This window comes from Arthrobacter sp. zg-Y919, assembly GCF_030142045.1.
GTDB lineage: Bacteria > Actinomycetota > Actinomycetes > Actinomycetales > Micrococcaceae > Arthrobacter_B.
This window is the reverse complement of sequence record NZ_CP126242.1, coordinates 920,581-937,677: the sequence shown is the minus strand read 5'-3', so window position 1 is coordinate 937,677 and position 17,097 is coordinate 920,581. Positions and strand designations below refer to the sequence as shown.

At 65.7% G+C, this 17,097-nt stretch carries 16 protein-coding genes; 3 read left to right on the top strand and 13 right to left on the bottom strand.

The annotated features are described in order from the left end of the window. Positions 1–85: 85 nt before the first annotated feature. From QNO10_RS04415 to QNO10_RS04385, 7 genes are all read right to left on the bottom strand, one after another. Entirely contained in the window at positions 86–1,243 is a 1,158-nt protein-coding gene (locus tag QNO10_RS04415; RefSeq protein ID WP_229949917.1) for an NAD(P)/FAD-dependent oxidoreductase, read from the bottom strand. Between the two features lie 20 nt (positions 1,244–1,263). Next, complete coding sequence (locus QNO10_RS04410; protein ID WP_229949916.1) at positions 1,264–2,163, bottom strand: aminoglycoside phosphotransferase family protein; 900 nt, start codon at positions 2,161–2,163, stop codon at positions 1,264–1,266. A 98-nt stretch (positions 2,164–2,261) separates the two neighbouring features. Continuing rightward, the gene (gatB, locus tag QNO10_RS04405) at positions 2,262–3,779 is read right to left on the bottom strand and encodes an Asp-tRNA(Asn)/Glu-tRNA(Gln) amidotransferase subunit GatB (RefSeq protein WP_229949914.1); all 1,518 of its coding nucleotides are present in this window, start codon (positions 3,777–3,779) and stop codon (positions 2,262–2,264) included. Beyond that, complete coding sequence (gatA, locus tag QNO10_RS04400; protein WP_229949910.1) at positions 3,780–5,282, bottom strand: Asp-tRNA(Asn)/Glu-tRNA(Gln) amidotransferase subunit GatA; 1,503 nt, start codon at positions 5,280–5,282, stop codon at positions 3,780–3,782. It lies immediately after the preceding gene. A gap of 8 nt (positions 5,283–5,290) precedes the next feature. Further along, positions 5,291–5,587, bottom strand: coding sequence for an Asp-tRNA(Asn)/Glu-tRNA(Gln) amidotransferase subunit GatC (gatC, locus tag QNO10_RS04395; RefSeq protein WP_227924393.1), 297 nt, complete (start codon positions 5,585–5,587; stop codon positions 5,291–5,293). Between the two features lie 173 nt (positions 5,588–5,760). Next, positions 5,761–6,255, bottom strand: a complete 495-nt coding sequence (locus QNO10_RS04390) for a GNAT family N-acetyltransferase (protein ID WP_229949908.1) — start codon at positions 6,253–6,255, stop codon at positions 5,761–5,763. 128 nt (positions 6,256–6,383) lie between these two features. Next, a complete protein-coding gene (locus QNO10_RS04385) occupies positions 6,384–6,860 on the bottom strand; it encodes a TraR/DksA family transcriptional regulator (protein ID WP_229949903.1) in 477 nt (158 codons plus the stop codon). 147 nt (positions 6,861–7,007) lie between these two features. Here QNO10_RS04385 and QNO10_RS04380 point away from each other — a divergent pair, with 147 nt between their 5' ends. Both QNO10_RS04380 and QNO10_RS04375 read left to right on the top strand, forming a co-directional pair. After that, positions 7,008–7,760 (top strand): class I SAM-dependent methyltransferase, encoded by a 753-nt coding sequence (locus QNO10_RS04380; protein ID WP_229949901.1) that lies wholly within the window; start codon positions 7,008–7,010, stop codon positions 7,758–7,760. A gap of 56 nt (positions 7,761–7,816) precedes the next feature. Next, positions 7,817–8,413 (top strand): GNAT family N-acetyltransferase, encoded by a 597-nt coding sequence (locus QNO10_RS04375; RefSeq protein WP_229949899.1) that lies wholly within the window; start codon positions 7,817–7,819, stop codon positions 8,411–8,413. Here the strand turns inward: QNO10_RS04375 and QNO10_RS04370 are convergent. Together QNO10_RS04370 and ligA are read right to left on the bottom strand one after the other, a co-directional pair. Continuing rightward, positions 8,382–9,173 (bottom strand): inositol monophosphatase family protein, encoded by a 792-nt coding sequence (locus QNO10_RS04370; RefSeq protein WP_284162343.1) that lies wholly within the window; start codon positions 9,171–9,173, stop codon positions 8,382–8,384. The genes QNO10_RS04375 and QNO10_RS04370 overlap by 32 nt on opposite strands. Next, positions 9,173–11,428: an NAD-dependent DNA ligase LigA gene (gene ligA / locus QNO10_RS04365; RefSeq protein WP_229949893.1), complete on the bottom strand. Its 2,256-nt coding sequence runs from the start codon at positions 11,426–11,428 to the stop codon at positions 9,173–9,175. The genes QNO10_RS04370 and ligA overlap by 1 nt, the downstream gene beginning before the upstream one ends. A 233-nt stretch (positions 11,429–11,661) precedes the next feature. Between ligA and QNO10_RS04360 the strand changes: the two genes are divergently transcribed. Then, a complete protein-coding gene (locus QNO10_RS04360; protein WP_229949891.1) occupies positions 11,662–14,010 on the top strand; it encodes an FdhF/YdeP family oxidoreductase in 2,349 nt (782 codons plus the stop codon). A 75-nt stretch (positions 14,011–14,085) separates the two neighbouring features. Here QNO10_RS04360 and QNO10_RS04355 read toward each other — a convergent pair whose 3' ends face one another. The 4 genes from QNO10_RS04355 to QNO10_RS04340 all read right to left on the bottom strand — a co-directional run bounded on the left by QNO10_RS04355 (position 14,086) and on the right by QNO10_RS04340 (position 17,075). Beyond that, positions 14,086–14,403 (bottom strand): DUF6457 domain-containing protein, encoded by a 318-nt coding sequence (locus QNO10_RS04355; protein WP_229949890.1) that lies wholly within the window; start codon positions 14,401–14,403, stop codon positions 14,086–14,088. A 27-nt stretch (positions 14,404–14,430) separates the two neighbouring features. Further along, positions 14,431–15,261 carry a PP2C family protein-serine/threonine phosphatase gene (locus QNO10_RS04350; RefSeq protein WP_229949885.1) on the bottom strand — a complete coding sequence of 277 codons (831 nt, stop codon included), beginning with the start codon at positions 15,259–15,261 and terminating at the stop codon, positions 14,431–14,433. A gap of 106 nt (positions 15,262–15,367) precedes the next feature. Then, positions 15,368–16,513, bottom strand: coding sequence for an adenylate/guanylate cyclase domain-containing protein (locus QNO10_RS04345; RefSeq protein WP_229949884.1), 1,146 nt, complete (start codon positions 16,511–16,513; stop codon positions 15,368–15,370). Next, positions 16,506–17,075 carry a PH domain-containing protein gene (locus QNO10_RS04340; protein WP_229949882.1) on the bottom strand — a complete coding sequence of 190 codons (570 nt, stop codon included), beginning with the start codon at positions 17,073–17,075 and terminating at the stop codon, positions 16,506–16,508. Before QNO10_RS04340 ends, QNO10_RS04345 begins: the two co-directional genes overlap by 8 nt. Between the last annotated feature and the right edge of the window lie 22 nt (positions 17,076–17,097).

The window sequence follows — 17,097 nt, the reverse complement described above, 5'->3', positions numbered from 1 at the left end:
CTAACTCTAGGCATGTCTCGGGAGCCTAATGACCATTCCCGCGCACGTTGGCTGATTCGTTACGCGCCAAAGGATGAGACTTTGGTCACACTCTGGAACGGGCGGGACTCAGTGCTTCGGCGGGGCCGTTTCCGACGGATTCACCGCACAGGATCCCCGCCGCCAGCTCTGCAATCGCGGACGATGTCTGGAACCCGTAACCGCCCTGACCCGCCAGCCAGAAAAACCCTGGAACCGCCGGGTCCCACCCCACCACGGGCAGCCCGTCCGGCGCCTCGGTCCGCAGTCCGGTCCACGCGCGCGAGACCCCGGTAATGCCCATGGTTGTGACGCTGTTGATCAGATCCACCAGTGCCTGCACCTCCGTGTCCCGGTGCCTGGCATCCTCCGCCACGCTCGGCTCCCTTTCGGCGGGAGAGATCAGTACCTGCCCACCCTCGGGCCGGTAGTAGAACCGGTCGGCGGCGTCGGCCACCATGGGTGCCCCGGCTTCCAGCGGCCGTTCAACATCGACGACGGCGGCGGTGCGCCGGTAGGGCGTGAGCGCGAGTGGTTCCGCCCCGAAGATTCCCGCAATGGTGTCCGCCCAGGCACCGGCGGCGTTGACTACCACCCGGGCCTGGAACCGTGTCCCCGCAGACCTGACTTCCCACCGCTGCGCATCCCCCTCCCCCGTCCGGCGGGCCGACTCCACCCGCCGGCCGGTCAGGACCCGTCCGCCGGCGGCTGTGAGGCGTGCCCGGTGATATTCCAGCAGCGCGTCCGTGTTGCAGGCCACCGAGGTTGTGTCTAAACCTGCGGCGGTGAAGGCCTCCGGCCTCAGTTCCGGCGACAGTCCGAGGGCTTCAGCCTGCATGACCGGATGCATATGGGCGCTTGCCCGGTCCCGCACGGTTTCTTCGTCTCCGATCAGCAGGAAGCTCCGCGGCGCCAGGATAGGTTCCGGCAGGCGCGCCTCCGCCGCCCGGATCAAGGCCAGCGTCCGAAGGGTCAGGTCCTGGATGGCCGGAGGGCCGTAGCTGGGAATCAGCTGCCGGGCCGAGCGGGAGGACGTGTGGTAGCCCAGTGTCGGTTCAGCTTCCACGAGGACCACGCGGGCGGCCTCGTTTCCCGATGCCCCCTGCGAGGCGCCCAGCCGTGAGGCCAGTTCGCCGGCCAGGGACAGTCCGGCGATTCCGCCTCCGATCACCAGGACCTCGCATTCAAGGTCCTCGTGCCGGGTTTCAGCCTCTGCCTGGCTCACAGGATGATCCTTTCCACTGCTCAGAACCTCTCCCGGTCACCGGTGAGGATTTCCATCAGGGTTTCCGAGCCCACGAGGTACAGCCCGGGCGCGTCATCGGAGTTCGCCAGGAGGTTCGTAGCCATGCAGACCGCCCAGCCGCGGGCCCGCTCCCACACGTGAGGGTCGCCGTCGTACTGGCTGCCCAGGGCACTGCGGAACTTCTGCCGGCCTTCGGCGTCGAACACCAGCCACGCGGCGGCAAGGTCGGTGGCCGGGTCGCCCGCAGTGAGATCACCGAAGTCGATGACGGCCTGCAGGGTGTTGTCCTTGGCCACAAGGTTCGCCGGGTGGAGGTCTCCGTGCAGCCACAGCGGGGGGCCGGTCCATGCCGGGATGTTCTGTGCCTCGTCCCAGAGTTCCTGTACCCGGGCGGCGTGCGGCACCATCCCGCTGTTCAACCTGCCCTGCACTGCTTCGTCCCTCCCGGACAACGGCCCGCCCCTGACCGCGTTGCGGGGAAAATCCGGTGGCGCCGGGCGGTGGAAGGCGTTGAGGAAAGCGGCCAGCGGCTCGGCCAGGGAAACATTGCGGTCGCGGGGTGACAGGGAAACATCCTGGCCATCGAACCAGGCGGTGATGTTCCACGGCCACGGGTAGAGCTCGCACGGGGTTCCGCAATACAGCGGGGCGGAGGTCTGGACGGGGACACCAGCGGTCAGCTGCGGCAGCCAGCGCTGTTCGTTCGCGGTCAGTCCGGCAGCAGAGCGGCGGCGCGGCAGCCGGACCGCGTACTCGGTTCCGAGGCGGTATATGTAGTTGTCCCACCCACTGGCCACCTGCCGCAGTGCCTGCCCGCCCAGCTCCGGATGCTGTTCCAGCACCAGTTGCCGCACCAGCGCGGGATCAGCGGAGATTTCGGCGGCGGGAAGGTTGGCCATTTCGAAAGCGTACCTGCGAAGTGTGCCCCCGGCCATGAAACAGCAGGACCCCGGCAGGCACGATGCCTGCCGGGGTCCCCCGTCAATCTGTCGGTACGTTAGCCCTGTACGCCGAGGCGTTCCAGGATCAGCTCGCGCACGCGGCCGGCGTCGGCCTGTCCGCGGGTGGCCTTCATTACACCACCGACGATGGCGCCGACGGCCTGGACCTTGCCGCCGCGGATCTTGTCCGCAACATCCGGCTGTGCCGCCAGTGCTGCGTCGATTGCCTCAAGCAGGGGGCCGTCGTCGGACACCACGGCGAGGCCGCGCTTCTCGATGACTTCCTCCGGGGTGCCTTCGCCGGCGAGGACGCCGTCCAGGACCTGGCGGGCCAGCTTGTCGTTGATCTTGCCGGTCTGGACCAGGCGGTCCAGTTCGACGATCAGCTCGGGCGTGACGCCGACGTCCACCGGGTCCACTTCGGCTTCCTTGGCGCGGCGGGCAACTTCGCCCATCCACCACTTGCGGGCAACCTGAGCGGAGGCGCCGGCGGCAATGGTTTCCTCGATGGCTTCCATAACTCCGGCGTTGACGACGTCGCGGAACTCGGCGTCGGAGTAGCCCCAGTCTTCCTTCAGCCGCTTGCGGCGCTCGGCCGGCGGCTCGGGCAGGCGGGAGCGCAGCTCTTCGATCCATTCCGTGGTGGTGACCACGGGCAGCAGGTCCGGTTCCGGGAAGTACCGGTAGTCATCGGCGTCGGACTTCGGCCGTCCCGAGGTGGTGGAACGGGTGTCCTCGTGCCAGTGCCGGGTTTCCTGCACAATTTCGTTGCCGGAGTCCAGGACGGCGGCGTGGCGCTGGATCTCGAAGCGGACGGCGCGTTCGACGGCGCGCAGCGAGTTCACGTTCTTCGTTTCCGAACGCGTGCCGAACTTTTCCTGGCCGTACGGGCGCAGGGAAACGTTGGCGTCGCAGCGGACGTTGCCGCGCTCCATCTTGGCATCGGAGACACCCAGGTTCTTCACGATTTCCCGGATGGCCGCCACGTAGGCCTTGGCCAGCTCGGGAGCACGCGATCCGGCGCCCTCGATCGGCTTGGTGACAATTTCCACCAGCGGCACGCCGGCGCGGTTGTAGTCGACCAGGGAGAAGTCGGCACCCTGGATACGTCCGGCGGCGCCGCCCATGTGCGTGAGCTTGCCGGCGTCTTCTTCCATGTGCGCGCGTTCGATCTCGACGCGGAACATGGTGCCGTCTTCAAGCTCAATGTCCAGGTAGCCGTCGTACGCGATGGGGTCTTCGTACTGGGACGTCTGGAAGTTCTTAGGTGTGTCCGGGTAGAAGTACTGCTTCCGGGCGAAGGTGCAGGATTCAGCGATCTTGCAGTTCAACGCGAGCCCAATGAGGATCGAGTACTCCACGGCCTTCTTGTTCACGACCGGTAGGACGCCGGGCATGCCCAGGTCCACCGGGGTGACGGCCGTGTTGGGCTCGTCGCCGAAGATGTTCGGGGCGTCGGAGAACATCTTGGTTTTGGTGTTCAGCTCCACGTGGACCTCGAACCCCAGTACCGGGTCGTACTTCTCCATGGCCTCTTCGAAGGACAGGGTTTCATCCTGGATGTGGACGGACATTTATTTCACTCCTCCGAGTACGGGTGCCGAGGCCAGCAGCGGGCCGCCCCACTTCTGTTCCAGCATGCGCTCAAGGGCGGCACCGGCACGGTAAAGGCGGACATCTTCGCGGGCCGGGGCCAGGAACTGGATGCCGACAGGCAGGCCGTCGGACAGGCCGCCGGGAATGGAGATACCCGGAACGCCGGCCATGTTGGCCGGGATCGTGGCGACGTCGTTCAGGTACATCGCCAGCGGATCGTCCAGCTTCTCCCCCAGCTTGAAGGCCGTGTTCGGCGAGGTCGGGGAAATAAGCACATCGGCCTGGGCGAACGCGGCGTTGAAGTCGCGCTGGATCAGGGTGCGCACCTTCTGGGCCGAGCCGTAGTAGGCGTCGTAGTAGCCCGCGGAGAGTGCGTAGGTACCCAGGATGATGCGGCGCTTGACCTCGTCGCCGAAGCCGGCGGCGCGGGTGGCACCCATAACGCGTTCGATGGTCAGCGGCGGCTCGGCGGGCAGCTCGCGCATGCCGTACCGGACGCCGTCGTACTTGGCCAGGTTCGAGGAGGCCTCGGACGGCATGATCAGGTAGTAGGCACCGAGTGCGTACTTGAAGTTGGGGCAGGACACCTCAACGATTTCCGCTCCTGCATCCCGCAGCATGTCGAGGGACTCGGTGAAGCGGGCCTGTACGCCGGCTTCGTAGCCTTCGCCCTGCAGTTCCTTGATGACGCCGATGCGCATGCCGGCAACGTTGCCGTTGCGGGCGGCGTCGGCCAGTGCACCCACCGGATCCGTGAGGGAGGTGGAGTCGCGGGGATCGTGGCCGCCGATGAGTTCCTGCAGCAGGGCAGCGTCCAGCACGGTGCGGGAGACCGGGCCGATCTGGTCCAGCGAGGAAGCCATGGCGATGGCACCGTAGCGGGAGACACCGCCGTAGGTGGGCTTCACGCCCACTGAACCGGTGACCGCGGCCGGCTGGCGGATGGATCCGCCGGTGTCGGTGCCCAGCGCCAGCGGTGCTTCGAAGGCGGCGACGGCGGCAGCTGAGCCGCCGCCGGAGCCGCCCGGGATGCGGTCCAGGTCCCACGGGTTGCGGGTGGGGCCGTACGCGGAGTGTTCCGTGGAGGAGCCCATGGCGAACTCGTCCAGGTTGGTCTTGCCGAGCATCGGCATACGGGCGGCACGGATCTTCGAGATCACCGTGGCGTCGTAGGGGCTCATCCAGCCCTCGAGCATCTTGGAGCCTGCCGTGGTGGGCTGGCCCTTGGTGACGATGAGGTCCTTGATGGCGATGGGCACGCCGGCCAGTTCGTGCAGGTCCTCGCCGTTGGCGCGGGCCTTGTCGACGTCGGCGGCAACGGCCAGCGCTTCATCGGTGTTGACGTGCAGGAAGGCGTTGATGGCGCCGTCGACCTCGGCGATGCGGTCCAGGTGGGCCTGCGTAACCTCGACGGCGGATACCTCACCGCTGGCCAGCTTGGCGGCCAGCTGTGCGGCGCTTGATGTAATCAGTTCACTCATGGAAGCTTTTACTCCTCATCCAGGATGGCAGGGACCTTGAAGCGGCCGGCGGCATTGTCCGGGGCGCCGGACAGGGCTTCTTCATTGGTCAGCGTCTGGCCCACAACGTCTTCGCGGAAGACGTTGACCAGCGGGATGGGGTGGGAGGTGGCCGGGATGTCCTCGCCGGCAACTTCGCTTACGGATTTGATCGAATCCACGATGACATCGAGTTCGCCGGCCATCTTGTCCAGCTCGTCGTTGGTCATCTCAATGTGGGCCAGCCGCGCAAGATGCGCCACAGCCTCACGATTGATCTCAGACATGAGTCTCCCATGCGTCTTATAGGAACGTGTTTCGGCTTTCACCGGTATCGGTTCCAGTCTACGGCGTCCGGGGGCACGGCATGGAGGCCGCCGCCACATGCCCGCCGACATGCAAAAGCCGTCCCGCCGCCGTCGGGCGCCGGGACGGCAGGGGCCGTGTGCTGGACGGAGAACTAAACCGCCTTGCGGAAGACCCAGAGAATGTAGTCCTCGCCGGGAACAGTCCAGTCGCGTTCCGGAACCCGTTCAAACCCGCAGGACAGGTAAAGGGCGTGCGCCTTCTTCATGGTGGTCATGCTGGTCAGGCTGACCGCCTCGATGCCTTCCTTGTTCCGGGCGTAGTCGACGATGGCGTTGACCATCGCGCGGCCCACTCCCCCGCGCTGGAGGGCGGGGTCAACGGCGAGCATCCGGAATTCCAGCTCACCCTCAATGGCAATGTCCGTGTAGGGCTGGCCGGTGTAGGTGATGGCGGCGGAGGCGGCCACCTTGCCGTCGAGCTCGGCGACCCAGAGCTCGGTGTGCTTGGCCCGGTCCTCTACGTTTTCCAGTTCCTTGACGTACGGATTGTCGGCTTCGATGTGGTTGCCGTGCAGGTAAGCCTCACGGGTAATCCGGCGGATGTCTTCATAGTCAGCCTCGGTGGCAAGCCGGATGGTGATGCTCATGCGTGGTACGAATCCTTAAGGTCATGGTTGAAGTGCACGTAGATTCTATCCCCGTCCGGGAGGCTCTCCGGACAGTGGTGAGGCGGCGCACATGGTCCCGCGCCATGGGCGGCCGCTGGGCAGTCGCGCTACCGGCGACGGGCGGCCGCGCACTCCACGCAGAAACGGGTTTCTGGACGGATCTCCAGCCTTGCTGCCGGGATGGGGGTCCCGCACCGTTCACAGATTCCGTAAGCGTCTGTGTTCAGGCGTTCGCGTGCCTCCATCAGTTCCAGAAGGGACGTTTCCGCTGCGGCGAGCAGGGCCACCTCGTTGGCCCGTTCCACGGACACGGTGGTTCCTTCGGGATCATGTTCGTCGTCTGCGGGAATATCCTTGGCGGCCAGCGTGACTTCCCGGATGACGGCCGTCAGCGTACTGATCTGCTCTCGGGTGTGCTCCATCCGCTCATCGATCAGGCGGGCGAAGTAGGCGGCGTCCAGGTCCGGTGGAGTCTGCGGCGCGGTCTGCGCTGCGGGAGGCGCGGGCGGCGACTGCGAGGGCAGCCCGGGCCCGGAGGTCCCGTGGATAGTCTTCCGCGGGGCCGGGGGTGCTTTTCGAGGCATGCGTATTCCTCCTGTGAGTCAGTGCTGCACTGGATGCATCGGATAAATTATCCGCCGCTCGAACGCGCAAAACGGCTGCTCCGGACCGCCCTTTCCTCAGGGCTTAATCCCGGTAGGATTCGGGTCAACAGTCCGAAATCCGGGGGAATGATGGTTGACACGTTCTACAACGAGCCGCGGCTGGTGGCGCTCTATGACGAAGACAATGCCGGGCAGTGGGACACCGACTTCTACGCAGGGTTGATCGGCGATAAGCCGCTCCGGATTGCCGACGTCGGATGCGGTACCGGCAGTTTCGCCGTGCGTCTGGCGCAGGCGGGACACACGTTGACCGGCGTCGATCCGGCCTCCGGGATGTTGGAGGTGGCGCGTTCGCGCGACGGCAGCGGGAATGTTACCTGGCTGCAGGGCACCGCGCCGGATCTGCCTCCGGGTCCGTTTGATGCTGCCCTGATGACCGGGCACGCGTTCCAGTGCCTGCTGACAGAGGCCGAGATTCTCGAGACACTGACCGCCGTCCGGTCCCGGCTCGTACCCGGGGGAGCCTTCTATTTCGAGACACGCAATCCAACGGCGAAGGCCTGGCTGGAGTGGGACAGCGGCAGGACCGGACCGGCGATCCAGGATTCCTCAGCGGGAACGCTGGAGCTGGAATGGGAGCTGATCGCGGCTGAAGACCAGCCCGACGGTGTTTTGGTTACCTTCGAGGACCGCACCGTTTTCCGGTCCGACGGCGAACGGTTCGTCAGCCGCAGCACGCTGAAGTTCGTGCGGGCCGAGGTACTGAAGGAGCTGCTGGACCGGGCCGGCTTCACTTCTGTGGACTGGTTCGGGGACTGGGAAGGCGGCCCGTTCCTGGCAGCGGAGAGCCGGGAGATCATTATCGCCGCCCGACGGTAGCGGGCTGCCGGGACATCCCGGCGTCTCCGGGGACGGGGATAGGTCATGATGGTGCCATGACCGCCAATTCCCCCGGCCTCCGCTGGCCCGTCCTCACCCCACGCCTGTCTATCCGCCCCGCCGTAGTCGAAGACCTGCCGCACATGTTTGAGTACCGCCGGACGCCCGAGGTCGCTCAATGGATAACAGCCCGGGCCACGGATATGGATGCCTTCGTGGAGCGGCTTAGCCAGCCGGAGCGTTTGGCCGCCATCCTCGTCGTGGAACAAGCCGGAACCCTGGTCGGTGACCTCTATCTCGCCCGCCAGGACGCCTGGGCCCAGCGGGAAGTAGAGGAACTGGCGCGCGGCACGCAGGCGGAGATCGGCTACACCATAGCTCCGGAATTCGCCGGGCGGGGGTATGCGAGCGAAGCAGTGGCCGAACTTGTGCGCATCTGTTTCGAGGAACTGGGCCTGCGCCGCGTTGTCGCGGAGTGTTTCGCCGACAACACCGCATCCTGGCGGGTGATGGAAAAGGTGGGTATGCGGCGTGAGGGGAGGTCCCGCCAGGGGTCCCTGCACCGCTCGGGCCGTTGGCTCGACGACCTCCGTTACGCGCTCCTGGCCGATGAATGGCGCGCTACTCCGGCAGCACAATCCCGGCAGCCGTGACCGCGTCGAGCCGCTCGGCGTCGTTGGCCGGCTGCGGCGGGCGCTGCACCCGTACGCCCGCTTCCTCGGCAATCAGGGCACCGGCAGCATAGTCGTATTCGTTGAGACCCCGCTCGATGTAGGCGTCCAGGGTCCCGTCCGCGACCATACAAAGGTCCAGGGCGGCAGACCCGAGCCGCCGCACATCGGCAAAGTTCCCCGCCAGATCCGGCAAAGCGGCATACTGCTCCGCACGCACCCCGGCGTCGTAGGAGAACCCGGTCCCCAGCACCTTGCCCACCCGCTGCGGGTCGGGACCGGTCAGCTTCCGCACGTTGCCGTGCGCGGCCAGCCAGGCACCATGCCCCCGCGCCGCCGAATACACCCGCACCAGCGCCGGAGCGTGGACGACGCCGGCCAGCCACTCGCCGTCGTCGTTCACCGCCGCAACGGACGTGCCGTAATAAACGATGTCGCGGATGAAGTTGGTGGTGCCGTCCAGCGGATCGATGGACCAGCGGATGCCGGAGGGATGTACAGGAACCGCAGGCTCCAGCTCCTCCCCCATCACGACGTCGTGCGGGCGGAGGCGGGCCAGGACCTCCCGGACCGCCACCTCGGCGGCGGTGTCGAAATCGGTGACCCAGTCGCCGTCGGCGCTTTTGTTTACCGCGTTCAGGCCGCCGGTGGAACGCTGGGCAAGCACCGCGGCACCGGCTGCCGCGGCTTCGCGGGCCACCTCAAGCAGTTCCAGCGGATCCGCCGCATCGGGCAGCGGCATCATTCGGATTCTCCAGCAGGCTCGGACTCAGCAGCCGGCTCAGCCCCGCCGGGAACAGACCCCTCTGCCAGCAGCGTCCGGAAGCCGTCTTCGTCAATCACGCGGACGCCCAGCTGCTCGGCTTTGTCGAGCTTGGTGCCGGCATTTTCCCCGGCCACCACATAGTCGGTCTTCTTGGAAACCGAACCGGAAGCCTTGCCGCCGCGGGTCAGGATGGCTTCCTTCGCCTCGTCCCGGCTGAAGTTCGGCAGCGTGCCGGTCACGACGACGGTCAGGCCCTCCAGGGTGCGGGGTGTGGCTTCGTCCCGTTCATCGGCCATCCGCACTCCGGCGGCAGCCCAGGCATCCACGATCTCGCGGTGCCAGTCCTCGGCGAACCATTCCTTCAGCGCGGCGGCGATGGTGGGCCCGACACCGTCCACGTGGGCCAGCTGGTCTTCCGTAGCGGCCCGGATGGCCTCCATGGAGCCGAAGGACCCGGCGAGCGCACGGGCAGCCGTCGGGCCCACGTGCCGGATGGACAACGCCACGAGAACCCGCCACAGCGGCTGGGTCTTGGCCTTCTCCAGTTCGGTGAACAGCTTGTGCGTCGTGGCGCTGGGCACGGACGGTTTTTTGGCCGTGCCCTTCGTGTAGAAGTACGGCACCAGTTCGGTGCCGTCCACTACACCCTTGACGCGCTTTGGCCGTTCGATCCGCACCTCGGCCAGGTCCTCGATCTTCAGGTCGAACAGACCCGCCTCGCTGGTCAGCGGAGGGGTTTCCGGTTCGGCCGGCGAGGTAAGGGCAATGGCCGCTTCCCAGCCGAGCGCTTCGATGTCGAACGCACCGCGGCCGGCCAGATGGAACACGCGCTCACGCAGCTGCGAGGGACAGGACTTGGAGTTGGGGCAGCGGATATCCACGTCCCCTTCCTTGGCCGGCTTTAGCTCCGTGCCGCAGGAGGGGCAGTGCGTGGGCATCACGAAGTCGCGTTCGCTGCCGTCCCGGAGCGCGACGACGGGACCCACAATTTCCGGAATCACGTCACCGGCTTTCCGCAGCACCACGGTGTCACCGATCTTCACCCCCTTGGCCTTCACCACGTCCTGGTTGTGCAGCGTGGCCATTTCCACCGTGGACCCCGAAACCAGCACCGGCGTCATCATCCCGTACGGCGTGACCCGCCCGGTGCGGCCGACATTCACGCGGATGTCCAGGAGCTTGGTATTCACTTCCTCCGGCGGGTACTTGTACGCCACGGACCAGCGCGGAACACGGGAAGTGTTACCCAGGGCACGCTGCAGGCCGAAGTCGTCTACCTTGACCACAATGCCGTCGATCTCGTGCGAGAGGTCATGACGGTGTTCGCCGTTGTCGGCAATGTACTTGAGTACTTCTTCGTAGGTGTCCAGCACCTTGTAATAAGGCGACGTCGGCAGTCCCCACTGCTTCAGCAGCTCATAGGTTTCGGACTGGCTGGCCACGTTGAGGCCTTCGCGGGCCCCGATGCCGTGCACGTACATGCTCAGCGGGCGGCGGGCAGTGACTTCCGGATCCTTTTGCCGCAGCGAACCGGCGGCGGCATTGCGCGGGTTCGCGAAGGGGGCCTTGCCCGCTTCGACCATGGTTTCGTTCAGGTGTGCGAATTCCTTCGAGGGAATGAAGACCTCGCCGCGGATTTCCATTTCCGCCGGCAGGTTCTCGCCCTTGAGGGTGCGGGGGATGGAGGTGATGGTGAGCACGTTGTGGGTGATGTCCTCGCCCGTGGTGCCGTCGCCGCGGGTGGCGGCCCGGACCAGTTCACCGTTGCGGTAGAGCAGGTTGACGGCAAGTCCGTCGATCTTCAACTCGGTGAGCCACTTGATCTTCGTGCCGGGAGCAATGTTGGCCACGGAGGCCTCGGCCTTGCGTACCCAGGCGTCGAGTTCATCCAGGGAGAAGACATCTTCGAGGCTGTACATGCGCTGCAGGTGTTCCACCGGCGCGAAGGCGGAAGACACCTCGCCGCCCACTTCCTGAGTGGGTGAATCATTGGTGACCAGCTCGGGGTGCAGCCCCTCCAGCTCTTCGAGGCGGCGGTAGAGCCGGTCAAACTCAGCGTCCGAGACCAGCGGCGCGTCGTCGTTGTAATACGCGAAGCGGTAGCGGCGTACCTGTTCGGCCAGTACCTGGTACTCCTCGCGCAGGTCCCCTGCCGGCGGGGTATCTGTGCTGACCGACTCAACGGCGGCTGCGGTGTCCGTGGTTTCCGGGGATGTCTTGGCTGTGCTCACCTAACCAATCTTGCCCCATCGGGCCTGTTCTGCGGGAGCCGGAAGGCTTCCCCACGGGTTCTGTTGCCGGCCCTGGTTCTGCCCTGCACCCCCGCCCCGGGATCAATGTCCGCACACCCCGCAACGCTTGCGGGCGGTGCGCCGGGGCTGCTAGGCCTGATCATAGGTAAACTACGGGAGAGGCAGAAGCCGCTTCGGTGGCCCTGAAGTTATGCAATGAAGGGAAGTGCGGCGTGGCCAAGAATGAACCCCGCGTAAAAGAAGTAGACGAGAACGAGATACAGGTTAAGGGCCATCCGAAGGAATGGGCGGCGGGAATCCCTGCTGTCTACCACTCCATGAAGCCGGCCATCGAGCACATGGGTCTTTCCCGTGCCCTCGGTACCACCTTCCGCATGAACCAGAAGCACGGGTTTGACTGCCCGAGCTGCGCCTGGCCGGATCCGAAGGACCGCAGCCCGTTCGAATACTGCGAAGAAGGCGTCAAGGCCGTTACGTGGGAAGCCACTCCTGTGGTTATTCCCTCGGAGTTCTGGGCAGAGCACAGCCTCACCGAACTGCGCGAACGCAGCGAATACTGGATGGGTATGCAGGGCCGGCTCACCGAGCCTCTGTACAAGCCTGCGGGCGAAGACCACTACCGTCCCGTTGGCTGGGATGAGGCGCTCGGCATTGTGGCCGACAAGCTCAAGGCTCTGGACTCCCCCGACGAGGCCGCGTTCTACACCAGCGGGCGTACCTCCAACGAGGCCGCTTTCCTCTACCAGCTGTTCATCCGCGCCTACGGTACGAACAACCTGCCGGACTGCTCCAACATGTGCCATGAGTCCTCGGGCTGGGGCATGGGCCAGACCATCGGCATCGGTAAGGCCACGGTGGCTTATGACGACTTCGAAAAAGCCGACCTGATCATCCTGATGGGCCAGAACCCGGGCACCAACCACCCGCGCATGCTGACCGCACTGGAGCACTGCAAGCGCAGCGGCGGCAACATCGTCGCCGTCAACCCGCTCCCCGAAGCAGGGCTGAAGCGCTACAAGAACCCGCAGAAGCCCCGCGGCATCGCTGGCAAGGGCACGGAACTGGCCGACCAGTTCCTGCAGATCCGGCTCGGCGGCGACATGGCCCTGCTCCAGGCCATCTCCAAGCGGGTCTTCGAGGCCGAGGAAAAGAATCCGGGAACGGTCCTTGACCACGACTTCCTGGAAAAGCACTGCGAGGGCCTCGCGGACCTCAAGGAACACATCATGCTGCTCGACGACGCCGAAGTCCTCGAAGCAACCGGGCTGCGCGTCGAGGAAATCGACGAGCTGGCCGACCGCTACCTGCGTGCGGAAAAGGTGATCATCACTTGGGCCATGGGCATCACCCAGCAGAAAAAGGGTGTCGCCACCATCAAGGAGATCATCAACCTGCTGCTGCTGCGTGGCAACATCGGTAAGCCTGGCGCCGGCGCCGCCCCGATCCGCGGGCACAGCAACGTCCAGGGCGACCGCACCATGGGCATCTGGGAGCAGATGCCCCCGGCGTTCCTCGATTCGCTGGGCAAGGAGTTCAACTTCGACCCGCCCCGCGAGCATGGGGCCGACGCCGTCGAAACGTTCCACCGGATGCATGACGGACGCATCAAGTTCTTCATGGCACTGGGCGGAAACCTGATCTCCGCCATTTCGGACACGCAGTTCGCCGAAGCCGCCATGGTGAAGACCGACATGACGGTCCAGATGTCCATCAAGCTGAACCGCTCGCACCTCGTCACCGGCAAGGAAGCACTCATCCTTCCGGTCCTGGGACGCACGGAATTCGACGACCAGGAGTCCGGCCGCCAGTTTGTCTCCGTGGAAGACACCGTCTGCGTGGTGCATGCCTCGCACGGCGGAGTGAAGCCGGTGTCCAAGAACCTGCTCTCCGAGCCAGCCGTCGTGGCGCGCCTCGGCGCCCTGGTGATCGGTGACAAGATCGATGCCGACTGGGCCGGCTACGAGAAGGACTACGACCTGATCCGGGACCACATTTCCCGCGTGGTTGTAGGCTGCGAAAACTACAACGAGCGGATCCGCGAGGACGGCGGGTTCGTGCTCCCCAACGGTCCCCGCGATTCGCGGACCTTCAACACGCCCACGGGCAAGGCCGTCCTGACGGTCAATGACCTCGAAGCCGTTGAGCGTCCGGAAGGCACGCTGCTGCTGCAGAGCCTGCGCTCCCACGATCAGTGGAACACCACTATCTACGGACACAATGACCGGTACCGCGGCATCAAGGGCGGCCGCCACATCCTGTTCATGAACTCCGGGGATATTGAGGAACTCGGTCTGGTGGACGGCCAGCAGATCGATATCCACGGTGTCTACAAGGACGGCGTCGAGCGGGTGGTGCGTAACTTCCGGGTGGTTTCCTACCCCACCCCCAAGGGCTGCGTCGCCGCCTACTACCCCGAGGCCAACGTCCTGGTACCGATGGACCATGTAGCCGAGGGCAGCAACACCCCGGTCTCCAAGGCCGTAGTGGTCCGGGTGGAACCGGCTGCGCAGCCGGACGCCAAGCCCGAGGATAAGATGCGCCACGCGGCAGCCACCGCCTGATCCCGCACACACAACAGGCCAGGACTTCGGTCCTGGCCTGTTGTGTGTCTAACTCTGTGTATCTAACGCGGCTGCTTACTGGGCAGAGCCCTTCCAACCCGGATTATCCGGTCCGTCGATACCGGTCTCGGCCAGCTGGAAAGCAGTATCGGCAGCCTTCTGGACGGCCTCGTCTGCGCCCTTACGGCCGCTGGTGGTGGTAAGTCCGGCTGCATACCCAACGACGAAGGCGCTGATCACGCCTGCGTTGCCGGACACCGTCTGGGCCGACTTCTCCCCGAGTTCCACGAGCATCTTGTGGTCCACTTCAAGATCGAGGATCTGCAGCGCCTGCGTCAGGCGCCTGCTCCAGTCACTAAGGCGGCGCTCTTCCATATCCGGGTCAGTACTCATTGCGGCTCCTTCAGTGTGGTGCGGTTGTTATTCGTCAAGCTTATTAGGCTCAGCGGGGTCCGGCGTTCCCGGCAGCGTGACGGCGGCGGATTCGGAACGGTCGGGACCGCCCACGGCGTCCACCACCAGGACCGTAATGTTGTCCCGTCCGCCCGAACGCAGCGCGGCCTGCACAAGGGCAGCACACGCGTCCTGCGGGTTCTCCGCGGACGCAAGGATCTGTTCGATGTGTTCGTCGGCCACCTCGCCGGTCAGCCCGTCGGAACAGACCACGAGCCGGTCGCCGGCCTCCACCGGAATAAGCCACAGATCCGCCTCGGCGTCATTGCCCGTGCCCAGGGCCCGCGTCACCACATGCCTGCGTGGGTGTACCAGGGCTTCGGCGGCAGTGATCTGCCCCAGGTCCACGAGTTCCTGGACTTCACTGTGGTCCACGGTGACCTGCTCCAGCACCCCGTGGTTTACCCGGTAGGTGCGGGAATCGCCCACATTGAACACCAGCCAGTGGGGCCGTCCCCCTTCCCGGACCAGAACGGCACCGGTCAGCGTGGTTCCGGCACGTCCGCCCGTGGCTGTACGAATGCGTTCGTCGGCCTCCAGGATCAGGGCCTCCAACTGCTGGGGGGAGAACTCGGGCAGGTGCTTCCCCACAATCGGGGAATCGCCCAGGGTCCGCACGCAGATGCTGCTGGCCACTTCCCCGGCCTCGTGGCCGCCCATGCCGTCCGCGACCGCAAAGATCGGATCGGCGGCGATAAGTGAATCCTCATTCAGTTCGCGGCGCAGTCCCCGGTCGGACGCATAACCAAAAACGGCATGCACGTCAGTATCCGGGGATGTCGTTTCGTCGGAGTTCATTCACGCCCTATCCGGAAGGTTCACAAAAGTGATCTGGCTTACGAGGTCTCTTGAATACCCTAGCCGACGCAGGCACCTGCCGCTCCGCCGTGACGGAACCGCGTCGCTAGTCCAGCACCAGCCCCGAACCGGTCCCCCGGGCCAGGGTCACCGGATGGATTTCGCCGAAGCCCCGCACATTGCGCGGCTGGTGCGGGATAAGCACGAACTTGGGATTGTCCTTCAGCGCCGCGGCGGTGGATGCATCGGTAAGGACGGTGCCCGGCTCGGCCAGGGACGTCAGCCGGGACGCGAGGTTTACGGTGGGACCGTAAATATCGCCCAACCGCGAGAGCACCCGTCCCCAGACCAGTGAGACCCGGGCCGAGGGCAGCAGATCATCCTCGGTGAAGGCCTTGGCCAGCGCCAGCGAAATCTCGGCTCCGGCCTCGGGGCTTTCCGCGTTGAAGAGGACTTCGTCGCCGATGGTCTTCACCAGCCGTCCGCCACCCACCGAGATGATCTCCGCGCACATGTGTTCGAAGCGCTGCACCATCTGGGCCAGCGTCTTCTCATTCATCTGCCGGGAAAGGCTGGTGTAGGAAACAAGATCCGCGAAACCCACCGCCCGGGCCAGCGGCAGCGGGGCGTCGTCGGAGGCACCGTCGTCGTGGCTCGCCAGTCCGGCCTCTGCACGAAGGGCTAGGCGCTGAATAGCAGCATTGAGCTGGCGCTTCCAGGCATAAACGAGGGTCTTTTCCAGCGGCTCAATCAGATCGGGCAGGGCTTCGACCAGCCGCTTGCGGGCTTCGGCGTCCGTGATGCCGCGGCGCACCACCATTTCCTCCACCAGCGCTTCAACCTGCCACACAACCATCCGGTCCGTCATCTGCCCGATGGACCGCATGATGGAAATGGCCGCTTCCTCGGTGAGCTGCTCATCGCGCACCAGCTCAATGACGGTGGTCAGTGCCTCGCGGTCCTGTTCCGTGAAGAAGACTGCCTCGTCGTCGAGGTTCGGAAACCCCATGGCCCGCCAGAGCTTGCGGGCCGAGAGCAGGGACACCCCTGCCTCGGCAGCGGCCTCCCGGCGCCGGAGGGTACGCGGGCCGCCCAGCAACTGGGCTTCCAGCCGCCGCACGTCCTCGCGGTCAATCTCGGTGCCCGTACTGGCCAGCGAGTAGTCGGGACGTCGCGTCGGCGTGGCGTCCACCGGCTGCGGTATCGGTTCGGGGTGGTTTGCGGGGCCGAATCCGCCGTGCGCGTCAGTCATCGTCCCTCCCTTCGTAGTCGTATTGCCCGTCACCTTCCATATCTACACCATCGAACATTGCCGTCAGCGGCAGTTGCCCGATGGCAGAGACCACAATGGAGCGGAAACGGTGCACCTCGGGTACCGCGGGGTACTGCATGATCCGCCCGTGTCCCAGATCGAGGATGAGCGTTCCGCTGCGCTGCATCCGGTCCGGCACGGACTGCCGGATTTCCAGCTGGTAAATGGCGGCGAGGGCGATTTCGTGTTCACGGCGCAGGAGCACTCCCTGCCGCTGGATCAGTCTCCGGTCCGTGAGGATGATGCGTCCGGCCAGCCAGCGCAGCACGGGCGGAACACAGTAGCGGGCCAGCACCAGCACGGCCAGGGCGACGGCGGCGACCTGCAGGTAGGGGCTCCACTCGCCCAGCTGTCCGGGCAGCGAGTCCCGCCCCAGCCATCCGATGGCGTATCCGCCCAGGGCACCGGTGATTCCGGCAAGCACCAGCGGTTTCCACAGTGCGCGGGCATGCGGCCGGCCGGCGGCAATAATGTGCTCGCCGGGAGAGAGTTTCAGGCGCACGGCACCCCTCCGCGCAGGCGGT

Coding starts and splice junctions, on each gene's coding strand:
- gatC (WP_227924393.1), bottom strand. CDS start 5,587: ATGTCTGAGATCAATCGTGAGGCTGTGGCGCATCTTGCGCGGCTGGCC.
- QNO10_RS04375 (WP_229949899.1), top strand. CDS start 7,817: ATGACCGCCAATTCCCCCGGCCTCCGCTGGCCCGTCCTCACCCCACGC.
- QNO10_RS04390 (WP_229949908.1), bottom strand. CDS start 6,255: ATGAGCATCACCATCCGGCTTGCCACCGAGGCTGACTATGAAGACATC.
- QNO10_RS04345 (WP_229949884.1), bottom strand. CDS start 16,513: ATGACTGACGCGCACGGCGGATTCGGCCCCGCAAACCACCCCGAACCG.
- QNO10_RS04410 (WP_229949916.1), bottom strand. CDS start 2,163: ATGGCCAACCTTCCCGCCGCCGAAATCTCCGCTGATCCCGCGCTGGTG.
- QNO10_RS04350 (WP_229949885.1), bottom strand. CDS start 15,261: ATGAACTCCGACGAAACGACATCCCCGGATACTGACGTGCATGCCGTT.
- gatB (WP_229949914.1), bottom strand. CDS start 3,779: ATGTCCGTCCACATCCAGGATGAAACCCTGTCCTTCGAAGAGGCCATG.
- QNO10_RS04355 (WP_229949890.1), bottom strand. CDS start 14,403: ATGAGTACTGACCCGGATATGGAAGAGCGCCGCCTTAGTGACTGGAGC.
- QNO10_RS04380 (WP_229949901.1), top strand. CDS start 7,008: ATGATGGTTGACACGTTCTACAACGAGCCGCGGCTGGTGGCGCTCTAT.
- QNO10_RS04370 (WP_284162343.1), bottom strand. CDS start 9,173: ATGCCGCTGCCCGATGCGGCGGATCCGCTGGAACTGCTTGAGGTGGCC.
- gatA (WP_229949910.1), bottom strand. CDS start 5,282: ATGAGTGAACTGATTACATCAAGCGCCGCACAGCTGGCCGCCAAGCTG.
- QNO10_RS04385 (WP_229949903.1), bottom strand. CDS start 6,860: ATGCCTCGAAAAGCACCCCCGGCCCCGCGGAAGACTATCCACGGGACC.